Genomic DNA, 17,476 nt, shown 5'->3' with positions numbered 1-17,476 from the left:
CCGGCCATTGCGTCCGGCGTGCGGACACCCCTGTCGGTAAAGCGGACACTCTAGGCGGGGCTGTCTTCTTCACCGCCACCCAGTCCCAGGCGGCTCAGCTTGGTGTAGAGCAACTGGCGGTGAATCCCCAGCCGGCGCGCCGCCTCGGCGCGGTTGCCGCCACTGCGCTGCAGGGCGCGCTCGATCAGCAGCCGCTCCAGGCGCGCCGTGGCCTCGGCCAGGGTTTCCTCGGGCCAGCTGGCGTCGATGACCGGGGCCTCCGGGTCCTCGACCTGCAGGAAGGCCAGGTCGGCGGCGGCGATGCGCTCGCCCTGGGCCATGACCGCGGCGCGCTGCATGACGTTGCGCAGTTCGCGCACGTTGCCGGGCCAGGCGTGGCGCAGCAGCAGGGCGGCGGCATCGTCGGCCAACACCCGGCCGCTGGGCGCGAGGAAGTGCTCGGCCAGCGGCAGGATGTCGGCACGGCGCTCACGCAGGGCTGGCAGGTGGATGGGTACCACGTGCAGGCGATAGAAGAGATCCTCGCGAAAGTCGCCGCTGGCGACACGCTGCGCCAGGTCGCGGTGGGTGGCGGCCACCAGGCGCACGTCCAGGCGCACCGGCGCGCCGCCCACCGGGGTCACCTCGCGCTCCTGCAGGGCACGCAGGATCTTGGCCTGCATCGGCAGCGGCATGTCGCCGATCTCGTCGAGGAAGAGGGTCCCGCCCTGGGCCTCGCGAAAGGCACCGAGACGATTGGCGGTTGCTCCACTGAAGGCGCCGCGCACATGGCCGAAGAGTTCGCTTTCCAGCAGGTCCGGCGGGATGGCCGCGCAGTTGACCGCCACGAAGGGCGCGCCGCGTCTCTTGCCGTGCTCGTGGATGGCGCGGGCCACCAGTTCCTTGCCGGTGCCGGTCTCGCCGGTGACCAGTACCGTCGCCTCGCTGTCCACCAGGCGGCCGATGGTCTTCTGCACCTGGCGCAGGGCGTCGCTGCCGCCCACCAGGGTATGGCCCTCGACCGCCGCCGGTGGCGCCGGGGCCGGGCCGCGCTGGGCGGCCATGCCGGCCAGCACCCGGATCAGTTCCTCGCGGCCGATGGGCTTGGTGAGGTGGTCGAAGGCGCCCAGGCGCATGGCCTCGATGGTGTTGCCAGCGCTGGCGAAGGCGGTGAGTACCGTGACCGGCGGCGGTTCGGGCCGCTCGCGGATGCGCGCCAGCACTTCCAGGCCATCCAGCCCGGGCATGCGCAGGTCGAGTAGCACGGCGTCGACGGCTTCCTGCTGCAGCAGCCGCAGTCCGGCCTCGCCCTGGTCGGCCTGGAGCACCCGGTAGCCCTGGTCCACAGCGGTTTCCGCCAGGGCGTCGCGCAGGCCGGCGTCGTCGTCGATGATCAGCAGGGTTGGCATGGCAGCAGGATCTCGAAGCGGGTGGGGGCGGGTTGTTCGGCCAGGCGCGCCTCGCCGCCGTGGGCGCGGGCGGTCTCGCGGACCAGGGCCAGGCCCAGGCCGGTACCTTCGGCGCGGCCGGTGACGAAGGGTTCGAACAGCTGGGCGCGCAGCTCGGCAGGCGGGCCCTGGCCCTGGTCTTCCACCGCCAGCACCAGCCAGTCGCCGCGCCGGCTGGCGTCGAGGCGGATCTCGCTGTCGGCCGGGGCGGCCTGGAGAGCGTTAAGCAGCAGGTTGTCCAAGGCACGCGCCAGGGCGTCGCGGTCGAAATAGCCCTGCTCGACCGCCACCTGGGCGGTCAGACGAAGGCCGCGCTGGCTGGCCTGGTCTTCATGGTCGGCCAGGACTTCGTGGCAGAAGGCTGGCAGCTCGACAGTGGTTGGCTGTAGCTGCGGCGGCTGGGTGAGGTCGAGCAGGCGCCGCAGCAGGACGTCCAGCCGGGCGATCTGCGCGAGGATAGCGTCCAGCGCTCTTTGCTGGCGCCCGCCATCGCCGGCCAGGGCGTTCTCGGCCTTGAGGCGCATGGCGGCCAGGGGATTGCGGATCTCGTGGGCGACCCCGGCGGCCACCCGGCCCAGGGCGGCCAGCCGCTCGCTGGCGTGGACCTGGGTGGTCAGCCGCTGGGCCTCGTCGCGGGCCTGGGCCAGGCGCTGGCCGGCCTGGTTGAGCGCGGCCAGCACCCGGTCCAGCTCCCGTTCGCCGGTGAGGGCGAGGGTAGGCAGGTCATGACTGGCGGCGGCGCCGAGATCGCGCTCGACGCGGGCGACGTGGCGCGACCACTGCCAGGTGAGGCGGCCGAGCAGCAGGGTGGTCGCCAGCATGGCCAGCAGGAGCAGGCCAAGGCCCAGCTTGAGTTGGCGCTGACCACTGCTCTCGGCAAAGGTCAGGCGGGTGAGGGTCCAGGCGGCGAGATCGACGATGGGGCCAGGCAGCGGACAGGCGGCGAGCAGGGTCGTGGTGCCGCCGCTGCTGAAGCGGTCGGTCAGGCTGCGCGTGTCGGCGAGGGTCGCCGCGATGAGGCTGGCCAGGCGCTGGCGCTCGGCGCTGGACAGTTCGAAGGCACTGGCTTCGGCCAGGGGGCCGGCTTGCTCCTGCCAGAGGCCGCCGGCCATGCCGCGATAGCGCAGCAGGGCGGTGGCGGCCACGCCGGTCAGGCCTTGGCGTAGCGTCGGCTCCTTGAGACCCGCGGTGGGGCCGGACCAGCCGTTGCTGTAGAAGCGATAGCTGCTGGCGATGGCCTGGCAGGCCTGCTCGGCTTCCACCCTGGCCTGGCCGAGCTGGGCGCTTTCCGACTGGCGCAGCAGCAGGATCATCAACCAGCCGACCCCGATGGCCATGCCGCCGAGCAACAGCAACACGGCCAGCAGGCGACTGCGCAGCGATCCGAACATGGGGTTTCTCTTCCAGGCCTTGGCCTGGATAGAGTGCCACACCCGGGCGGAGTTCGCGGGCCAGAGCGGACGTCAGGCGCGGCGGCCGAATTCCGCCTCCTGCGCCGTCCAGCCGGGCACCCGCTCGCTCAGGGATAGCCCGAGCCCCGGACAGGTCGGCACCTGCATTCGCCCGTCACGGGTTTCCAGGCGTTCGTTGAACAGCGGCTCCAGCCATTCGAAGTGTTCCACCCAGGGCTCGGTGGGATAGGTGGCGGCCAGGTGAACGTGCAACTCCATGGCGAAGTGCGGTGCCAGCATCACGCCGGCCTGCTCGGCCAGGGCAGCCACCTTGAGGAAGGGGGTAATGCCACCGACCCGGGGCGCGTCGGGCATCAGGAAATCGGCGCCGCGCAGGCGGATGAATTCCTGGTGCTCGGCGATGCTGGTGAGCATCTCGCCGGTGGCGATGGGGGTGTCGAAGGCCGCGGCCAGGGCGGCGTGGCCCTCGGCGTCATAGCAGTCCAGCGGCTCCTCGATCCAGATCAGGTTGAACTCCTCGAAGCGCCGGCACATCCGCTGGGCGGTGGGTCTGTCCCATTGCTGGTTGGCGTCGACCATCAGCGGGAAGCTGTCGCCCAGGTGGCGGCGCACGCGGGCGACGCGTTCCAGGTCCAGGGCGCAGTCGGGCTGGCCGACCTTGAGCTTGATGCCGCCGATGCCTTTCTCGCGGGAAAGATCGGTGTTCACCAGCAACTGCTCCAGTGGCGTGTGCAGGAAACCGCCGGAGGTGTTGTAGCAGCGCACCGAGTCGCGCTGGGCGCCCAGCAGGCGCGCCAGGGAGAGGTTGGCGCGGCGCGCCTTGAGGTCCCAGAGGGCCACGTCGAAGGCGCCGATGGCCTGGGTGGCGAGGCCGCTGCGACCCACCGAGGCGCCGGCCCAGCAGAGTTTGGTCCAGAGCTTCTGGATGTCGCTGGGATTCTCGTCGAGCAGCACCGGGGCGATTTCCTGGGCGTGGGCGAACTGGCCCGGGCCACCGGCGCGCTTGGAGTAGCTGAAGCCCAGGCCGCGCTGGCCGTCGCGGGTCTCGATCTCGACGAAGAGGATGGCGATCTCGGTCATCGGCTTCTGCCGGCCGGTGAGCACCTTGGCGTCGCTGATGGGGGTGGCCAGCGGCAGGAACACGGAAGCCAGGCGGACCCAGGCGATGCGGTCCTGGTCGGCGCTGTAGGAGGTGTCGGTCATGGCGGGAGTCTCCGGGGTGCGGGATCAGGGACGGGTGGCGGTCAGGGCGGCGTCGGCGGGGGCGGGCGGCTCGTCGTTGAGCTCGCCCAGGTCCAGGCGCTTGAGCGGGCCGACGATGACCAGGTAGGAGAAGGCGCCGAGCAGGCCCATGGCGGCGACGTAGGTGAGGGCCACGTCGAAGGAGCCGAGCTGGTTGATCATCAGGCCGATGGCCAGTGGGGTGACGATGCTGGCGAGGTTGCCGCAGAAGTTGAAGAGGGCGCCGCTCACGCCCATGGCGCGCTTGGGCGAGACGTCACCGACGATGCACCAGCCGAGGTTGCCCACGCCCTTGGCGAAGAAGGCGATGGACATCACCAGGGTGACCAGGGCGATGGACTGGGTGTAGTTGGCCACCACGATGCTGCTGGAGAGCAGCAGGCCGACGATGATCGGCGTCTTGCGTGCGGCGGTGAGGCTGTAGCCGCGGCGCAGCATGCCGTCCGACCAGAGTCCGCCGAGAACGCCGCCCAGGCAGCCGGCCACCGGCGGGATGGCGGCGATCAGGCCAACCTTGAGCAGGGTCAGCCCCTTGGCCTCGACCAGGTAGGTGGGAAACCAGGTGAGAAAGAACCAGGTGATGGTGGTCAGGCAGAACTGGCCCAGGTAGATGCCGAGCATCATGCGGTTGCCGCTGATGGCCTTGAGGGTGCGCCAGCTGAAGGGCGCCCGGGTGTCGCCCAGGTCGGGCAGGCCGCCGCCGGCCTCGATATGGTCCAGCTCGCTCTGGCTGACACGCCTGTCGTGCCTGGGCTCCCGCACGGTGACGAACCACAGCAGGCCGATGAGGATGCCGGCGCCGCCGGTCCAGAAGAACACGTGCTCCCAGCCGAACTGGTTGAGCAGGATCACCATCAGCGGGGTGAACACCGCCAGGGCGAAGTACTGCGCCGACTGCAAGATGGCGGTGGCCAGGCCACGCTCCTGGCGCGGGAACCACATCACCGTGAGGCGGTTGTTGGCCGGGAAGGCCGGCGACTCGGCCACGCCCATCAGAAAGCGCAGCACGAACAGCGCCAGCAGGGCCGAGGAGAACAGCCCGACGTAGCCCTGCAGGAAGGTCAACGCCGACCAGAGGATGAGGCTGGCGCCCAGCACCAGCTGCGAGCCGAAGCGGTCGAGCACGATGCCGCCGGGAATCTGCATGGCGGTGTAGGCCCAGCCGAAGGCCGAGAAGGCCAGGCCCATGGCCACGGCGTCGAAGCCGAGGTCGTGGCGCATGGCCGGTGCGGCGATGGAGAGGGTGGCGCGGTCGACGTAGTTGAATACCGTGACCAGAAAGATCATCGCCAGGACGAGATAGCGGACGTGGGTACGCCGCGACGGGTCGGTAGGAGTGCGCATTGTTATTGTCCTTTTCAGCGGGCAAGACCGGCGGCGAGGCCGGCACCTGCAGGAGGACGCTAAGCTGATTACGCAATCATTCAAGCGTCAGCGCGTGCTCTCGCGCATGACCAGCTCGAAGCCGGTATCCCTTCGCAGCTGGGTCTCCGCGCCTGCCAGCCGGGCGAGCAGGGCCTCCGCGGCCTGGGCGCCCATCGCGGCGCCGCGCACGTCCACGGTGCTCAGCGCCGGGATCAGATGGGCGGCGCTGGCCAGGTTGCCGAAGCCCATCACGGCCAGTTCCTCCGGTACCCGCAGGCCGCGGGCATGGGCTTCGGCAAGCACCCCATGGGCGAGGGTGTCGGAGCTGCAGACCACCACCTCGGGGCGGACGCCGGCGTCGAGCAGGCGGGCCAGGCCCTGGCGCCCCAGCGCCGGGGTGGCTGGCGGCGGCAGGCTGACGTCGGCTGGCGCGGCTATTCCCTGGCGGGCCAGTTCGTCACGCAAGGCATCGCGGCGCAGCCGCCCGCGGGGATCGTCCAGGGTCAGGCTGGCGAAGTGGCGATAGCCGCGCGCCAGCAGCGCTCGGGCGATGGCCTCGCCGACCTTCATGTGGGAAAAGCCCACCAGCATGTCCAGCGGCCGTTCGCCCTGGTCCCAGCACTCCACCAGTGGAATGCCGGCCTGGGTCAGGCGCAGCCGGCTGGCGGCCGTGTGCAGGGTGCCGGTGAGCACCATGGCGTCGGGACGGCGGCGCAGCAGGGCATCCAGCAAGCGCTCTTCGCGCTCGGCGGAATAGTCGGTCAGGCCCAGCAGGGTCTGGTGGCCGGCCTCGGTCAGGGTCTGCATGAGCGCCTGCACGGTGTCGGCGAAGATAGAATTGACGATGGTGGGCACCAGGATGGCGACCAGCCGGCTGTCCTGGGGCGCGGCGCCGGTGGTGAGCATGGCCGGTTGGTAGCCGCTCTCGCGCACCGCGCGAAAGACCTTCTGGCGCAGCGCCGGCCGGACGATCTCCGGCTGGTTGAGGGTGCGCGAGACGGTGATCGGCGAGACCCCGGCCAGGCGAGCCACGTCCTTCAGGGTCGGCGGCTTGCCGTCCGGTCGGCCACGCCAGGGCGGGGCACTGCGAGCATCGCTGGACAAGGACGGTCTCCACGGCAGGGGCTGAAGCGCGATTCTGCCGAGTCGTACGATGACTCTCAAGGCAGTGGAGCCACGAACGTACAAGCCAGGGCCGGGGCTCCTAGCTAGCCTGGGCACTCCTTTCGACTGCTGGCAGGTGCCCCGTGGAAATCTTTCTCTATGCCTTGAGCGTCATGTACAGCCCTGGCCCGGTCAACGCCCTGGGCCTCGATGCCGGCCTGCGCGGCCAGGCTCGGCGGGCACTGGGTTTCTATGCCGGGGTAGGCTGCGCCATGCTGCTGATGTTCCTGGCGCTCGGCTATGCCGGCGCGGCGCTGATCTCCGGGGCGCTGCTGCCCTGGTTGGCGCTGCTCGGTGGCGGCTACAGCCTCTACCTGGGGTATCGCATCGCCCAGGCTCCACCGCCGGCCGCGGAAGGGCGGGGCGAATCGGCGGAGCGCCTGACCTTCACCCGTGGCCTGCTGATCCAGGGGCTCAATCCCAAAGGCTGGCTGGCGGTGCTGCCCATCGCCACGGTGATGTTCCCGGCGGCCCAGATAACCGGGATGAAGATCGCCCTCTGCTCGGTGCCGCTGGCCGTGGCGGCCTGTGGTGCGCCGGCCGGTTATGCCCTGCTCGGCGCCGGACTGGGACGCTACCTGGTGCGGGGGCGCGGGCTGCGCTGGGTGAATCGGCTGCTGGGGCTGAGCCTGGTCGGCTGCGCCCTGTTGTTGTTCCACGATGCCTGGCGCGGTCTGCTAGGCTGAGCGCCGACAGGGAGATGCCATGAGTACCACGACCGAGCTGCCCTATGCCACGGACTGGGTGCGCCACGCCCCGGCGTTCGCCGAGCTGGAATCCATCGAGGCCTTCTTCAGCGGTCATGCCTTCGACCCGCATCGCCACGCTACCTATGCCATCGGCCGCACCCTGGCCGGGGTACAGAGCTTTTCCTATCGTGGCGCCCAGACCCACAGCCTGCCGGGCGAGACCATGGTCTTCCACCCGGATGAGGTCCATGACGGCCGCGCCGGCGCCGCCTGCGGCTTTCGCTATCGCATGCTCTATGTGCCACCGGCGCTGGTGCAAGACGTCCTCGGCGGGCGGCCCTTGCCTTTCCACCGCGAGGGAGTCTCCCTGGATCCACGCCTGGCCCGGGCCACCGATGCGGTGTTCGCCGCGTTGGACGAACGTCCCGATGCCCTGGGGCGTGATGCGGCGCTGTTCGATCTGGTGAGTACCCTGGCCGAGGTCTGCCAGGCCTGGCCCAGTCGCGGGCGGGTCGACTTCGCCGCCGCCCTGCGCGCCCGCGAATACCTGGAGGACCACCTCGACCAGCCCGTTACCCTCGACGACCTGGCCCGCTGTGCCGGACGCGACCGCTGGAGCCTGAGTCGCGACTTCCGCGCCTACTTCGGCACCAGTCCGCACCGCTACCTGACCCTGCGCCGGCTCGACCGGGTCCGGCTGCAGGTGCGCCTGGGCGTGGACTTGGCCCAGGCGGCCGTGGCGGCGGGCTTCTATGACCAGAGTCATATGACCAGACATTTCCGCCAGGCCTTCGGCATCGCCCCGGCGCGCTGGTTGCGTGGCTTGGCCGCAGCCCCCGGCTTCTCTGGCGCGAAGGCGCCGCTCCGGGATTAGCGCCAGCTCTCCGAGCGGCGGGCGCAGAACGACAGGCGCCATTCAATCGGCGTCGCCAGCGAAACGATCACGGCCGAGGGCAGTCCACCTGTGCGCACTTAACGAACAGGAGCCCTTTTCATGACCGGCCAGGGAGAATCCGCCGCCCGTCCCACCTTCAGTCCCCCCGTGTTCTGGACCTCGACCCTGCTGCTCTTGGCGCTGGTGCTCTACGCCAGCCTGTTCCAGGCCAACGCCCAGTGGTTGTTCGCCGCCATCCAGGGCTGGATCATCACCAACCTCAGCTGGTTCTACATTCTCGCCGTGGCCATCATCCTCGGCACCGTGGTCTTCCTCGGCATCAGCCGCTACGGTGACATCAAGCTGGGCCCGGACCACAGCGAGCCGGACTACGCCAACACCACCTGGTTCGCCATGCTGTTTTCCGCCGGCATGGGCATCGGCCTGATGTTCTTCGGCGTCGCCGAGCCGGTGATGCACTTCCTCAATCCGCCCTATGCCGACGGCCAGACGGTGGACGCCGCGCGCGAGGCCATGCGCATCACCTTCTTCCACTGGGGGCTGCACGCCTGGGCCATCTACGCCATCGTCGCCCTGATCCTGGCCTATTTCAGCTATCGACATGGCCTGCCACTGACCCTGAGATCGGCGCTCTATCCATTGATCGGGGAACGCATCCATGGCCCCATCGGCCATGCGGTAGACATCTTCGCCATCATCGGTACCGTGCTGGGGGTCGCGACATCCCTTGGCTTTGGCGTGGCCCAGATCAATACCGGACTCAATGCGCTGTTCGGTGTGCCCATCTCGGTGCCGGTGCAGATCAGCCTGATCATCGTGACCACCGCCTTGGCTACCCTGTCGGTGGCGACCGGTCTGGACAAAGGCGTCCGCCGTCTATCCGAGCTGAACCTGGGGTTGGCGCTGTTGCTGATGGTCTCGGTGATCGTGCTCGGCCCGACCGTGCTGATCCTGCAGACCTTCGTGCAGAACACCGGCGGTTACCTGAGCGAGATCGTCAGCCGCACCCTCAACCTCAATGCCTACCAACCCACCGACTGGATCGGCGGCTGGACGCTGTTCTACTGGGGCTGGTGGCTGGCCTGGTCGCCCTTCGTCGGGCTGTTCATCGCGCGTATCTCCCGCGGGCGGACCATCCGCGAATTCGTCTCCGGCGTACTGCTGGTGCCGGCCGGGTTCACCCTGCTGTGGATGACGGTGTTCGGCAACACGGCGATCCACATGATCCTCACCGATGGCCTCACCGATCTCGCCGCCGCGGTGAACAAGGACAGCTCCCTGGCGCTGTTCGCCTTCCTGGAGCACTTCCCGTTGCACAGCGTGATCTCCATGGTGGCCATCGTCATGGTGGTGGTGTTCTTTGTCACCTCCGCCGACTCGGGCGCCATGGTCGTGGACATGCTGGCCTCGGGCGGCCAGGACCAGACGCCGGTCTGGCAGCGGGTGTTCTGGGCATCCAGTATGGGCCTGGTGGCCATCGCATTGCTCTTGGCCGGTGGCCTCAAGGCGCTACAGACCGCCACCATCGCCAGCGCCCTGCCGTTCACCATCGCCCTGTTGTTCAGCATGCGTGGCCTGCTCAAGGCCTTGAAGCTGGATGCCACCAAGCGCGGTCTTCGTCATCAGGCGCTGAGCATCTCGCCCCCGACCATGAGATCGCCCGGTGGCTGGCAGCGTCGGCTGCGCGGCCTGGCCATGTTCCCACGACGCAGCCACGTGGTGCGCTTCATCGGCGAGGTGGCCAAGCCGGCGTGCCTGGCGGTGGCCGAGGAATGGCGCAAGCAGGGTTATGAGTGCGGCGTGGAAGACCGTGACGATGGCGGGGTGCGGCTGCACGTCGGGCCAGCCGAGCAGCCGGAGTTCGTCTACGAGGTACGCCCCCACGCCTACGCCATGCCCAGTTTCGTCATGGGCAGCGAACCGGGGGAAGAGCGCAAGTACTTCCGCGCCCAGGTACACCTGCGCGAGGGCGGTCAGGACCATGACGTCATGGGCTGGTCGCGGGAGGACGTCATCGGCGACATCCTCGACCAGTACGAGCGCCATATGCACTTCCTGCATCTGGTGGGCTGAGAACCTGTCCACGATCTACTGCGCGTCGGTCAAACTGCGTTGAAAATGCCCTGGAGGCCAGCCCTGTCGGAATGCTCATTTACCACTCGTAAACTCGTTTGCGAGCCCGGTCCGCTTCCTCAGGCATTTGATTCGCTGGCGCTCACCCTACGGGCCAGCCGTTGGTCGTTGCGCCTTGTTTGTCTCTAGCTCGCGAGATCGTGAACAGGTTCTGAAACGAGAAAGCCGGGCGCAGTGCCCGGCTTTCTCGTGTTGCGGAGGGTGGGTTACTTCACCCGGAAGCGCCGCACAACCGCGATCAGCTGTTCGTTGGAGGACTGGACCGCGGCGGTGCTTTCAGCGGTACGCTGGCCGCTGGTGACCAGATCATCGACGATATGGCGCACGGCGACCATGTTCTGGTTGATCTCGCCGGCCACCGCGCTCTGCTCCTCGGCGGCCGCGGCGATCTGGGTCGAGAGATCGCTGATGCGCACCACCGAACCGGTCATCTCGTCCAGGCCGCTGGTGACCTCACGGGTCCGCTCGGCGGTGCTCTGGCAGCTGGCCTTGGTCACTTCCATGGCTGCTACGGCGGAACTCACCCCTTGCTGCAGCCGGTTGAGCATCTCGTTGATCTCGGCAGTGCTCTGCTGGGTACGACCGGCCAGGGCGCGGACCTCGTCGGCCACCACCGCGAAGCCACGGCCCTGCTCGCCGGCGCGCGCCGCCTCGATGGCCGCGTTGAGCGCCAGCAGGTTGGTCTGACCGGCGATTTCGCCGATCACGCCGAGTACGTCATTGATGCGTTGGGCATCGCTTTGCATGGCCTGCACCTTGAGGGTGGCATCTTCCACCTGCTCGACCAGGGCCAGCACGCTGGTGGACGCCTGCTGCACCACCGCGCGGGAACGCTCGGCTTGACCGGTGGCGGACTGGGTGAGGGCGGCGGTATCGCCGGCGCTACGCGCCACGGAATCGGAGGTGGCGCTCATCTCGGTGATGGCGGTCACCGCCTGGTCGGTCTCGCTGGCGTGGCGCGCGAGGATGGCCCCGTTCTGCTGGGCCTGGCCATGGAGCTGCTTGAGGCCGGTATCGATGCGATCGGTGGCGTCACCGACCTCACCGATCAGCCGCTGCAGGTAGGCGATGAAGCCATTCACCGCACTGGCCACCGCATCCACTTCGTCCTTGCCGTTCACCGGCACGCGGCGGGTCAGGTCGGCGTCGCCGGCGGACAGCGATTCGATGTTGCGCTGCAATACGCCCAGGCGGCCCATCAGCTTGCCCAGGGCCAGCACCATGATCGCCACCAGCAGCAGGACCAGAGGCAGCTGGATGGCCGCCAGGGTCTTGAGGATGCTGGTGTTGGTGGCGCCCAGCAGGGCGGTCGGCAGCGCCGTGGCCAACAGCCAGGGCGTACCGGCCAGGGGTTGCAGGAAGAAGGTGTGCGGGGTGCCATGCTCGTCGATGTAGGCGTCCCGGACCAGGGCATCGCCGCGCAGCTTGCCGAGATTCTGCTGGATGGCGGCGACGAAAGGCGAACGGGCGGCGTAGGCCGAGACGTTGTTCAGGACCTGCGAATCGCCCAGCTCGGTGAGGTTGCTGAGGATCTTGCCATCGGCCTCGACGATCATCATGTCGGTGTCGTCGAGCTCCTTGCGCAGCCCATCCACCAGCGGGTTGAAGAAGCCCAGGGTGAGGTCGATGGTGGACACGCCGTAGGCCTTGCCATCGCGCTGGATGGCCATGGCGCAGTTGGTGCGCGGCTGGGCGCTGGCGGCGTCCTTGTAGGCGGCGGCCCAGACGCACTGGCCGGCGGTGGCCTTGAGACCGGCCTGGAACCAGGGCTGTTCCCAGTAGTTGAGCGACTCGGCCGAGTTCCAATGGGTATTGACGATCAGCTTGCCGCTGGCATCGCGGTGGTAGAAGGTGCTGAACTTGTCGCGGCCCTGCTCGCGCTGATTGGGTAGCGGCCAGATGCCGCCGCCGAATACCTTGGCGTCGCCGTACTGGTTCACCAGGCCGGGCAGGACCTTGTCGATGGTGGCGCTGTCCAGCAGCGGGACCGTCTCGGTGATGGCACGCTGCTGCGCCTGGATCTGGTTGAGTTCGCGATAGATGCGCGTCCCTATCTCATTGACCCGCGTCAGCACGGCGGACTCGCCCGCGGCGACCAGGTCCGGGGTGACCCAGAGGCGAATGCCGACGATGGTGGCGAGCACGGTCGCGCCGATGAAGCCGAGGAAGATCAGTGTGTAACGAGTCCGGATAGTGGCCAGGGCCATGGTGCCGCTCCTTCGAATACAGCGTCGTCCACGCTGCGAGAAGCATCCTTTGGAATTGTCTGAAACGAGGATGTTAGAGGCTTATCGGCGTCCGATGTGTGACCTTTAGTCGCAGAAAGGATTGGGATATCAGATCGCCATGACGGTCGCGACGTGACCAGCTGGCCGCTTTGCAGTCAGGAGGTTTTCCTGCGCCGATCAGGCCGGCAAGGCGCGGATTTCACCCTGCCAGTCACCCGCTGCCCGGCGGACGATCACCAGGCAGGTGCCATCTCCCGGCGCCGCGACCAGACACTGGCCATCGGCCTGCCAGAAGGCACTGCGGCCCACACAGGCATAGCCGCCGGTGGGCGCGCCGTGGTTGGCCATGAGCACGGGCATGCCCAGCCGTCGGGCATGGCCGGCCAACAGCGCGCTGTCGGCGGGATAGCCGGTCGGGCCGATCACCGCCGAGGCCAGATAGAGGTCGGCGCCCTGGGCGCGGGCGGCATCGGCATGGGCCCGATGGTTGCTGTCGGCGCAGATGGCCAGGGCGGCCTTCAGGTCGCCCAGCTCCAGCAGGGCACCACCGGAACCAGCCGTGAACGGCGGTGACTCGCCGGGATGCAGGTACTGCTTGGTGTGAACCTGGCAACTGCCATCGGCGCCCAGGATCAAGGCGCCGATGTGCAGGCCCGCCTCGCCCTGGACAGGCGCGCCGACCACGGCGGTAAGCCCGGCCTGCCGGCAGGCCTCGCGCAGCGGTAGCAGGCGGGCATCGGCGAGGTCCAGCGCTAGCGCCGTTGCCAAGCTTGGCTCGTAGCCGGTCAGCGACAACTCGGGAAACAGCAACAGGTCGACCCCGGCTTCCGCGGCCGCGGCGATGAAGTCCCGGTGAATGCGTAGATTGGCAACGAGATCGCCCGGAACCGAGGTGGACTGGGCGGCGGCAAGGGTGAGGCTGGGCATCTTGGTTCCTCTGGTCGGGCTTCCCTCACCCCGGCCCTCTCCCTGAGGGAGAGGGGGAAAAGCGCTGGGCCTGCCGCTTAGAGCCTGTTCACGATCTCGCGAGCTGGAGACAAACAAGGCCTAGGCGGCCCCACGAAAACAGCTGAGGAAGCGGATCGGACCCGCGCTCGGGTTTACGAGTGGTAAATGAGCATTGCGACGGGGCCGCCCAGGTGGGGCTGGCTTTCCAGGCCGTTTTCAACGCCGTTTGGCCGACGCGCAGCAGATCGTGAACAGGTTCTTACAACAGCGTGAAGCTCCCCTCACGTACCCGCTCCGAATCCAGGCCGACCATCACCTTGAACTCGCCCGGCTCCGAGACCAGCTTGAGGTCGTTGTTGTAGAAGCGCAGGTCCGTCTCGGTGATGGGGAAGTCCAGTTCGCGACTCTCGCCCGGTTGCAGCATCACCTTCTGGAAGCCCTTGAGCTCCTTGACCGGTCGCGCCAGGGAGGCGGTCACGTCGTGCAGGTAGAGCTGCACGACGGTGGCGCCGGCGCGGTCGCCGGTGTTCTTCACCGTGACCTTGGCGGTGAGGGTCTCGCCCTTCTTCAGGGTGGCGCTGGACAGCTGCGGCGCCGAGACCTCGAAGGAGGTATAGCTCAGGCCGTAGCCGAAGGGGTAGAGCGGGCCGTTGACGATGTCGAAGTAGCGCGAGGTGTACTTGTTCGGCTTGGCCGCATCGAAGGGCCGACCGCTGCTCAGGTGGTTGTAGTACAGCGGCACCTGGCCCACTTCGCGGGGGAAGGTCATGGTCAGCTTGCCCGAGGGGTTGTAGTCGCCGAACAGGACATCGGCCACGGCGTTGCCGCCTTCGGTGCCGGGGAACCAGGCTTCCAGCAGGGCATCGGCCTGCTCCTGTTCCCATTCCAGGGCCAGCGGGCGGCCGTTCATCAAGACCAGCACCAGCGGCTTGCCGGTGGCCTTGAGCGCCTTGATCAGCTCGCGCTGGGTGTCGGGCACGCTGATGCGGGCGCGACTGGAAGCCTCGTGAGCCATGCCCTGGGACTCGCCGACCACGGCCACCACCACGTCGGCCTGGCGCGCGGCGGCCACCGCCTCGGCGATCATCTCGGCCGGGCGGCGTTCGTCCACCGCCACCGCCGGTTCATAGGAGTTGAGATAGGCCAGCACATCGCGATCGGCCAGCAGATTGGCGCCCTTGGCATAGAGCACCTTGCCGTTGCCGGCCACGGCGTTCTCCAGGCCGCGGCGGATGGACACGGCCTGGGCGGCCACGCCGGCAGCAGACCAGTTGCCCATGACGTCGCGCGGGCTGTCGGCCAGCGGACCGACCACCGCCAGGGTGGCGCCCTTGCGCAGTGGCAGCACGCCTTTCTCGTTCTTCAGCAGCACCAGGCTCTCGCGGGCCACCTGGCGTGCCTCGGCGCGGTGCAGGCGCGATTCGGCGTTGGTGTCCGCCGGGTCCTGGCCCTGCAGCCGGCGATAGGGATCGTCGAACAGGCCCAGGCGGTACTTGGTCAGCAGCATGTCGCGCACGGCCTGGTCGATCTCCGCCTGGGTCACCTTGCCGGCCGCCAGCAGGGCGGGCAGCTGCTTGCCATAGACGTCGTCGTGCATGTTCAGCTCGACACCGGCCTTGAGCGCCTGCTCGGCGGCGTCGCGGGTGTCCTTGGCCACGCCGTGCAGCACCAGTTCGTTGATGGCGCCATGGTCGCTGATCAGCAGGCCCTGGTAGTTCCAGTCCTTGCGCAGCAGATCCTGCAGCAGCCAGCGGTTGGCCGTGGCCGGGACGCCGTTGATGCTGTTGAGCGCCACCATCACCGCCCCGGCACCGGCCTCGGCGGCGGCGCGATAGGGCGGCAGGTAGTCCTGCATGAGTCGCTGCGGACTCATGTCGACGTTGCTGTAGTCGCGGCCGGCTTCCACGGCGCCGTAGCCACCGAAGTGCTTGATGCTGGCCATGAGACTGTCAGGGGCGCGCAGGTCCTTGCCCTGGTAGGCGTGCACCAGGGTGGCGCCGATGCGCGAGGTCAGCCAGGTGTCTTCGCCGAAGGTTTCCGAGGCACGGCCCCAGCGGGGTTCGCGGGTGACGTCGACGGTAGGGGAAAAGGTCAGGTCGAGGCCATCGGCCGCCGCCTCGATCGCGGAGATGCGCGCACTGGTGGCGATGGCATCGAGATTCCAGGTGCTGGCCAGACCCAGGTTGATGGGGAAGATGGTGCGCATGCCGTGGATGACGTCATAGGCATAGAACAGCGGGATCTTCAGCCGGCTGTGGGCGACCTGGTCCTGCATCTGGCGGATGTCGGGACGGGTCACGGTGTTGAACATGGCGCCCACCTTGCCGGCGCGGATGTCCGTCATGATGGCTTCCTTGGGATAGTCCGGCCCGACGCTCACCAGGTTGAGCTGGCCGATCTTCTCTTCCAGGGTCATCTTCGCCAGCAGGGCGTCGACGTAGGCGCGCGCCGGATCGGCGTCCTGCGCCGCGACGAAGGTGACGGTGGCGGCCAGTCCCAGGCCGAGCATGAGTGCGGTGAGGCGTGGTGCGTTCAACATCTTCCCCCGATTCCCTGTAGGTCTTTCTCGTTGTCTTGGCACGGCGTGCGCCGCCGATTGTACAGGGCGAAGGGTGGGGCACCAGAGCCGTCGACGGCCGGCGCGGGGCCGGTCGTTAGGGGCCGGGCGGGTAGCGAAGTCGCTCTAGAAGCGTGGCTTGCGAGTCTCCCAGTCCGGCTGGTACTTGCGCATCTGGCGCACGTCGTCGCGGCTGCGGATGTCGATGGCGAGGAACTGCTCGTGCAGCTTGGCGAGCTGGTCCTGATCCAGCTCCACGCCCAGGCCGGGCGCATCGCTGATCGCCACGCAGCCATTGCGGATCGGTAGCTTGCCGCCCTGGATGACTTCTTCGTCCGCTTCCTGCCAGGGGTAGTGGGTGTCGCAGGCGTAGGCGAGGTTGGGCACCGCGGCGGCTACATGGGTCATGGCCATGAGGCTGATGCCCAGGTGCGAATTGGAATGCATGGACACGCCCAGACCGAAGGTATCGCACATCCGCGCCAGGATCTGGGTGTCCCGGAGGCCGCCCCAGTAGTGGTGGTCGGCCAGCACGATCTGCACGCTGTTCTGCGCCACGCTGCGGCGGAATTCGTCGAAATCGGTGACCACCATGTTGGTGGCCAGGGGAATGCCGGTGCGCCGGTGCAATTCGGCCATGCCGTCCAGGCCCGGGGTCGGATCCTCGTAGTACTGCAGATCGTCCTTCAGCACCTCGGCGATGCGCAGGGACGTCTCCAGCGACCAGTTGCCGTTGGGGTCGATGCGCAGCGGCGCTTCCGGGAAGGCCCGGCGCAGCGCCTTGATGCAGGCCGCTTCGTGGTCCGGGCCGAGCAGGGTACCGGCCTTGAGCTTGATGCTCTGGAAGCCGTTCTCCTCGATCATCCGCGCCGCCTGGGCCACCACCTGCTCGGGGCTGATGGCTTCGCCCCAGCTGTCAGGCGGGTAGGGCGCCTCGATGTGTTCGGCGTACTTGAGGAACAGGTAGGCGCTGAAGGGCACCTCGCGGCGGACCGCGCCGCCGAGTAGTTCGACCAGGGGAATGCCCAGGGAGCGCGCCTGCAGGTCGAGAAAGGCTACCTCGAAGGCGGAATAGGCATTGGCCACCTGCTTGCTCGGATGGGAGCCGGGCGCCAGCTCGGCGCCGGCCACCACGCCACCGGCGAGCCCCGCGACGGTTTCCACTACCCGGGCGCGCAGGCCGTTGAGGTCCCAGGCGGAGAGGCCGACCAGGCTGCTTTCCATGGCCTTCAGCACCGCCAGCACGGGGGCGTCGCCGTAGCTCTCGCCGAGGCCGATGTGGCCGTTGTCGCCTTCCACCTCGATGATGGATCTCAGCGCATAGGGTTCGTGGATACCGCTGGCGTTGAGCAGCGGGGCATCGCGGAAGGCGATGGGGGTGACGGTGATACGTTTGATCTTCACGCTCAGACTCCT

Annotated in this window: 11 protein-coding genes and 2 pseudogenes; 3 read left to right on the top strand and 10 right to left on the bottom strand. The window is 68.3% G+C overall.

Features of this window, described 5'->3' with window-relative positions:
• Window positions 1-50: 50 nt before the first annotated feature.
• From RND78_RS03905 to RND78_RS03885, 5 genes are all read right to left on the bottom strand, one after another.
• Complete coding sequence (locus RND78_RS03905; RefSeq protein ID WP_312726235.1) at window positions 51-1,388, bottom strand: sigma-54 dependent transcriptional regulator; 1,338 nt, start codon at window positions 1,386-1,388, stop codon at window positions 51-53.
• A complete protein-coding gene (locus RND78_RS03900; protein WP_312726233.1) occupies window positions 1,373-2,818 on the bottom strand; it encodes a HAMP domain-containing sensor histidine kinase in 1,446 nt (481 codons plus the stop codon). Before RND78_RS03900 ends, RND78_RS03905 begins: the two co-directional genes overlap by 16 nt.
• 72 nt (window positions 2,819-2,890) lie before the next feature.
• Complete coding sequence (locus tag RND78_RS03895) at window positions 2,891-4,042, bottom strand: L-talarate/galactarate dehydratase (protein ID WP_312726232.1); 1,152 nt, start codon at window positions 4,040-4,042, stop codon at window positions 2,891-2,893.
• A gap of 24 nt (window positions 4,043-4,066) precedes the next feature.
• Window positions 4,067-5,425 (bottom strand): MFS transporter, encoded by a 1,359-nt coding sequence (locus RND78_RS03890; protein ID WP_312726230.1) that lies wholly within the window; start codon window positions 5,423-5,425, stop codon window positions 4,067-4,069.
• A gap of 87 nt (window positions 5,426-5,512) precedes the next feature.
• Complete coding sequence (locus tag RND78_RS03885) at window positions 5,513-6,550, bottom strand: LacI family DNA-binding transcriptional regulator (RefSeq protein WP_312726228.1); 1,038 nt, start codon at window positions 6,548-6,550, stop codon at window positions 5,513-5,515.
• A 143-nt stretch (window positions 6,551-6,693) separates the two neighbouring features.
• On the opposite strand from RND78_RS03885, the gene RND78_RS03880 reads away from it, so the two are divergent.
• From RND78_RS03880 to RND78_RS03870, 3 genes are all read left to right on the top strand, one after another.
• A complete protein-coding gene (locus RND78_RS03880; RefSeq protein WP_312726227.1) occupies window positions 6,694-7,296 on the top strand; it encodes a LysE family translocator in 603 nt (200 codons plus the stop codon).
• A gap of 19 nt (window positions 7,297-7,315) precedes the next feature.
• Window positions 7,316-8,173: an AraC family transcriptional regulator gene (locus RND78_RS03875; RefSeq protein WP_312726225.1), complete on the top strand. Its 858-nt coding sequence runs from the start codon at window positions 7,316-7,318 to the stop codon at window positions 8,171-8,173.
• Window positions 8,174-8,293: 120 nt separating this feature from the next.
• Window positions 8,294-10,267 carry a choline BCCT transporter BetT gene (locus tag RND78_RS03870; protein ID WP_312726223.1) on the top strand — a complete coding sequence of 658 codons (1,974 nt, stop codon included), beginning with the start codon at window positions 8,294-8,296 and terminating at the stop codon, window positions 10,265-10,267.
• Between the two features lie 266 nt (window positions 10,268-10,533).
• Here the strand turns inward: RND78_RS03870 and RND78_RS28165 are convergent.
• The 5 genes and pseudogenes from RND78_RS28165 to RND78_RS03850 all read right to left on the bottom strand — a co-directional run.
• A pseudogene (locus RND78_RS28165) lies at window positions 10,534-11,082 on the bottom strand (methyl-accepting chemotaxis protein); the annotation flags it as partial.
• 312 nt (window positions 11,083-11,394) lie between these two features.
• A pseudogene (locus tag RND78_RS28160) lies at window positions 11,395-12,534 on the bottom strand (cache domain-containing protein); the annotation flags it as partial.
• 198 nt (window positions 12,535-12,732) lie between these two features.
• The gene (locus RND78_RS03860) at window positions 12,733-13,482 is read right to left on the bottom strand and encodes a carbon-nitrogen hydrolase family protein (protein ID WP_312726221.1); all 750 of its coding nucleotides are present in this window, start codon (window positions 13,480-13,482) and stop codon (window positions 12,733-12,735) included.
• Window positions 13,483-13,762: 280 nt separating this feature from the next.
• Window positions 13,763-16,042, bottom strand: a complete 2,280-nt coding sequence (bglX, locus tag RND78_RS03855; protein ID WP_312726219.1) for a beta-glucosidase BglX — start codon at window positions 16,040-16,042, stop codon at window positions 13,763-13,765.
• A gap of 144 nt (window positions 16,043-16,186) precedes the next feature.
• On the bottom strand, window positions 16,187-17,464 hold the full coding sequence (locus tag RND78_RS03850) for a glucarate dehydratase family protein (RefSeq protein WP_312726217.1): 1,278 nt from the start codon (window positions 17,462-17,464) through the stop codon (window positions 16,187-16,189).
• Window positions 17,465-17,476 lie beyond the last annotated feature (12 nt).

Origin of the sequence: Pseudomonas oryzihabitans, from assembly GCF_032027545.1 — a bacterium.
In the GTDB taxonomy this organism is placed as follows: domain Bacteria; phylum Pseudomonadota; class Gammaproteobacteria; order Pseudomonadales; family Pseudomonadaceae; genus Chryseomonas; species Chryseomonas oryzihabitans_F.
Note: the sequence above shows the minus strand (reverse complement) of the source record. Positions and strands in the feature narration are given on the sequence as shown.

Coding starts and splice junctions, on each gene's coding strand:
- RND78_RS03890 (WP_312726230.1), bottom strand. CDS start 5,425: ATGCGCACTCCTACCGACCCGTCGCGGCGTACCCACGTCCGCTATCTC.
- RND78_RS03905 (WP_312726235.1), bottom strand. CDS start 1,388: ATGCCAACCCTGCTGATCATCGACGACGACGCCGGCCTGCGCGACGCC.
- RND78_RS03895 (WP_312726232.1), bottom strand. CDS start 4,042: ATGACCGACACCTCCTACAGCGCCGACCAGGACCGCATCGCCTGGGTC.
- RND78_RS03900 (WP_312726233.1), bottom strand. CDS start 2,818: ATGTTCGGATCGCTGCGCAGTCGCCTGCTGGCCGTGTTGCTGTTGCTC.
- RND78_RS03860 (WP_312726221.1), bottom strand. CDS start 13,482: ATGCCCAGCCTCACCCTTGCCGCCGCCCAGTCCACCTCGGTTCCGGGC.
- RND78_RS03875 (WP_312726225.1), top strand. CDS start 7,316: ATGAGTACCACGACCGAGCTGCCCTATGCCACGGACTGGGTGCGCCAC.
- bglX (WP_312726219.1), bottom strand. CDS start 16,042: ATGTTGAACGCACCACGCCTCACCGCACTCATGCTCGGCCTGGGACTG.
- RND78_RS03870 (WP_312726223.1), top strand. CDS start 8,294: ATGACCGGCCAGGGAGAATCCGCCGCCCGTCCCACCTTCAGTCCCCCC.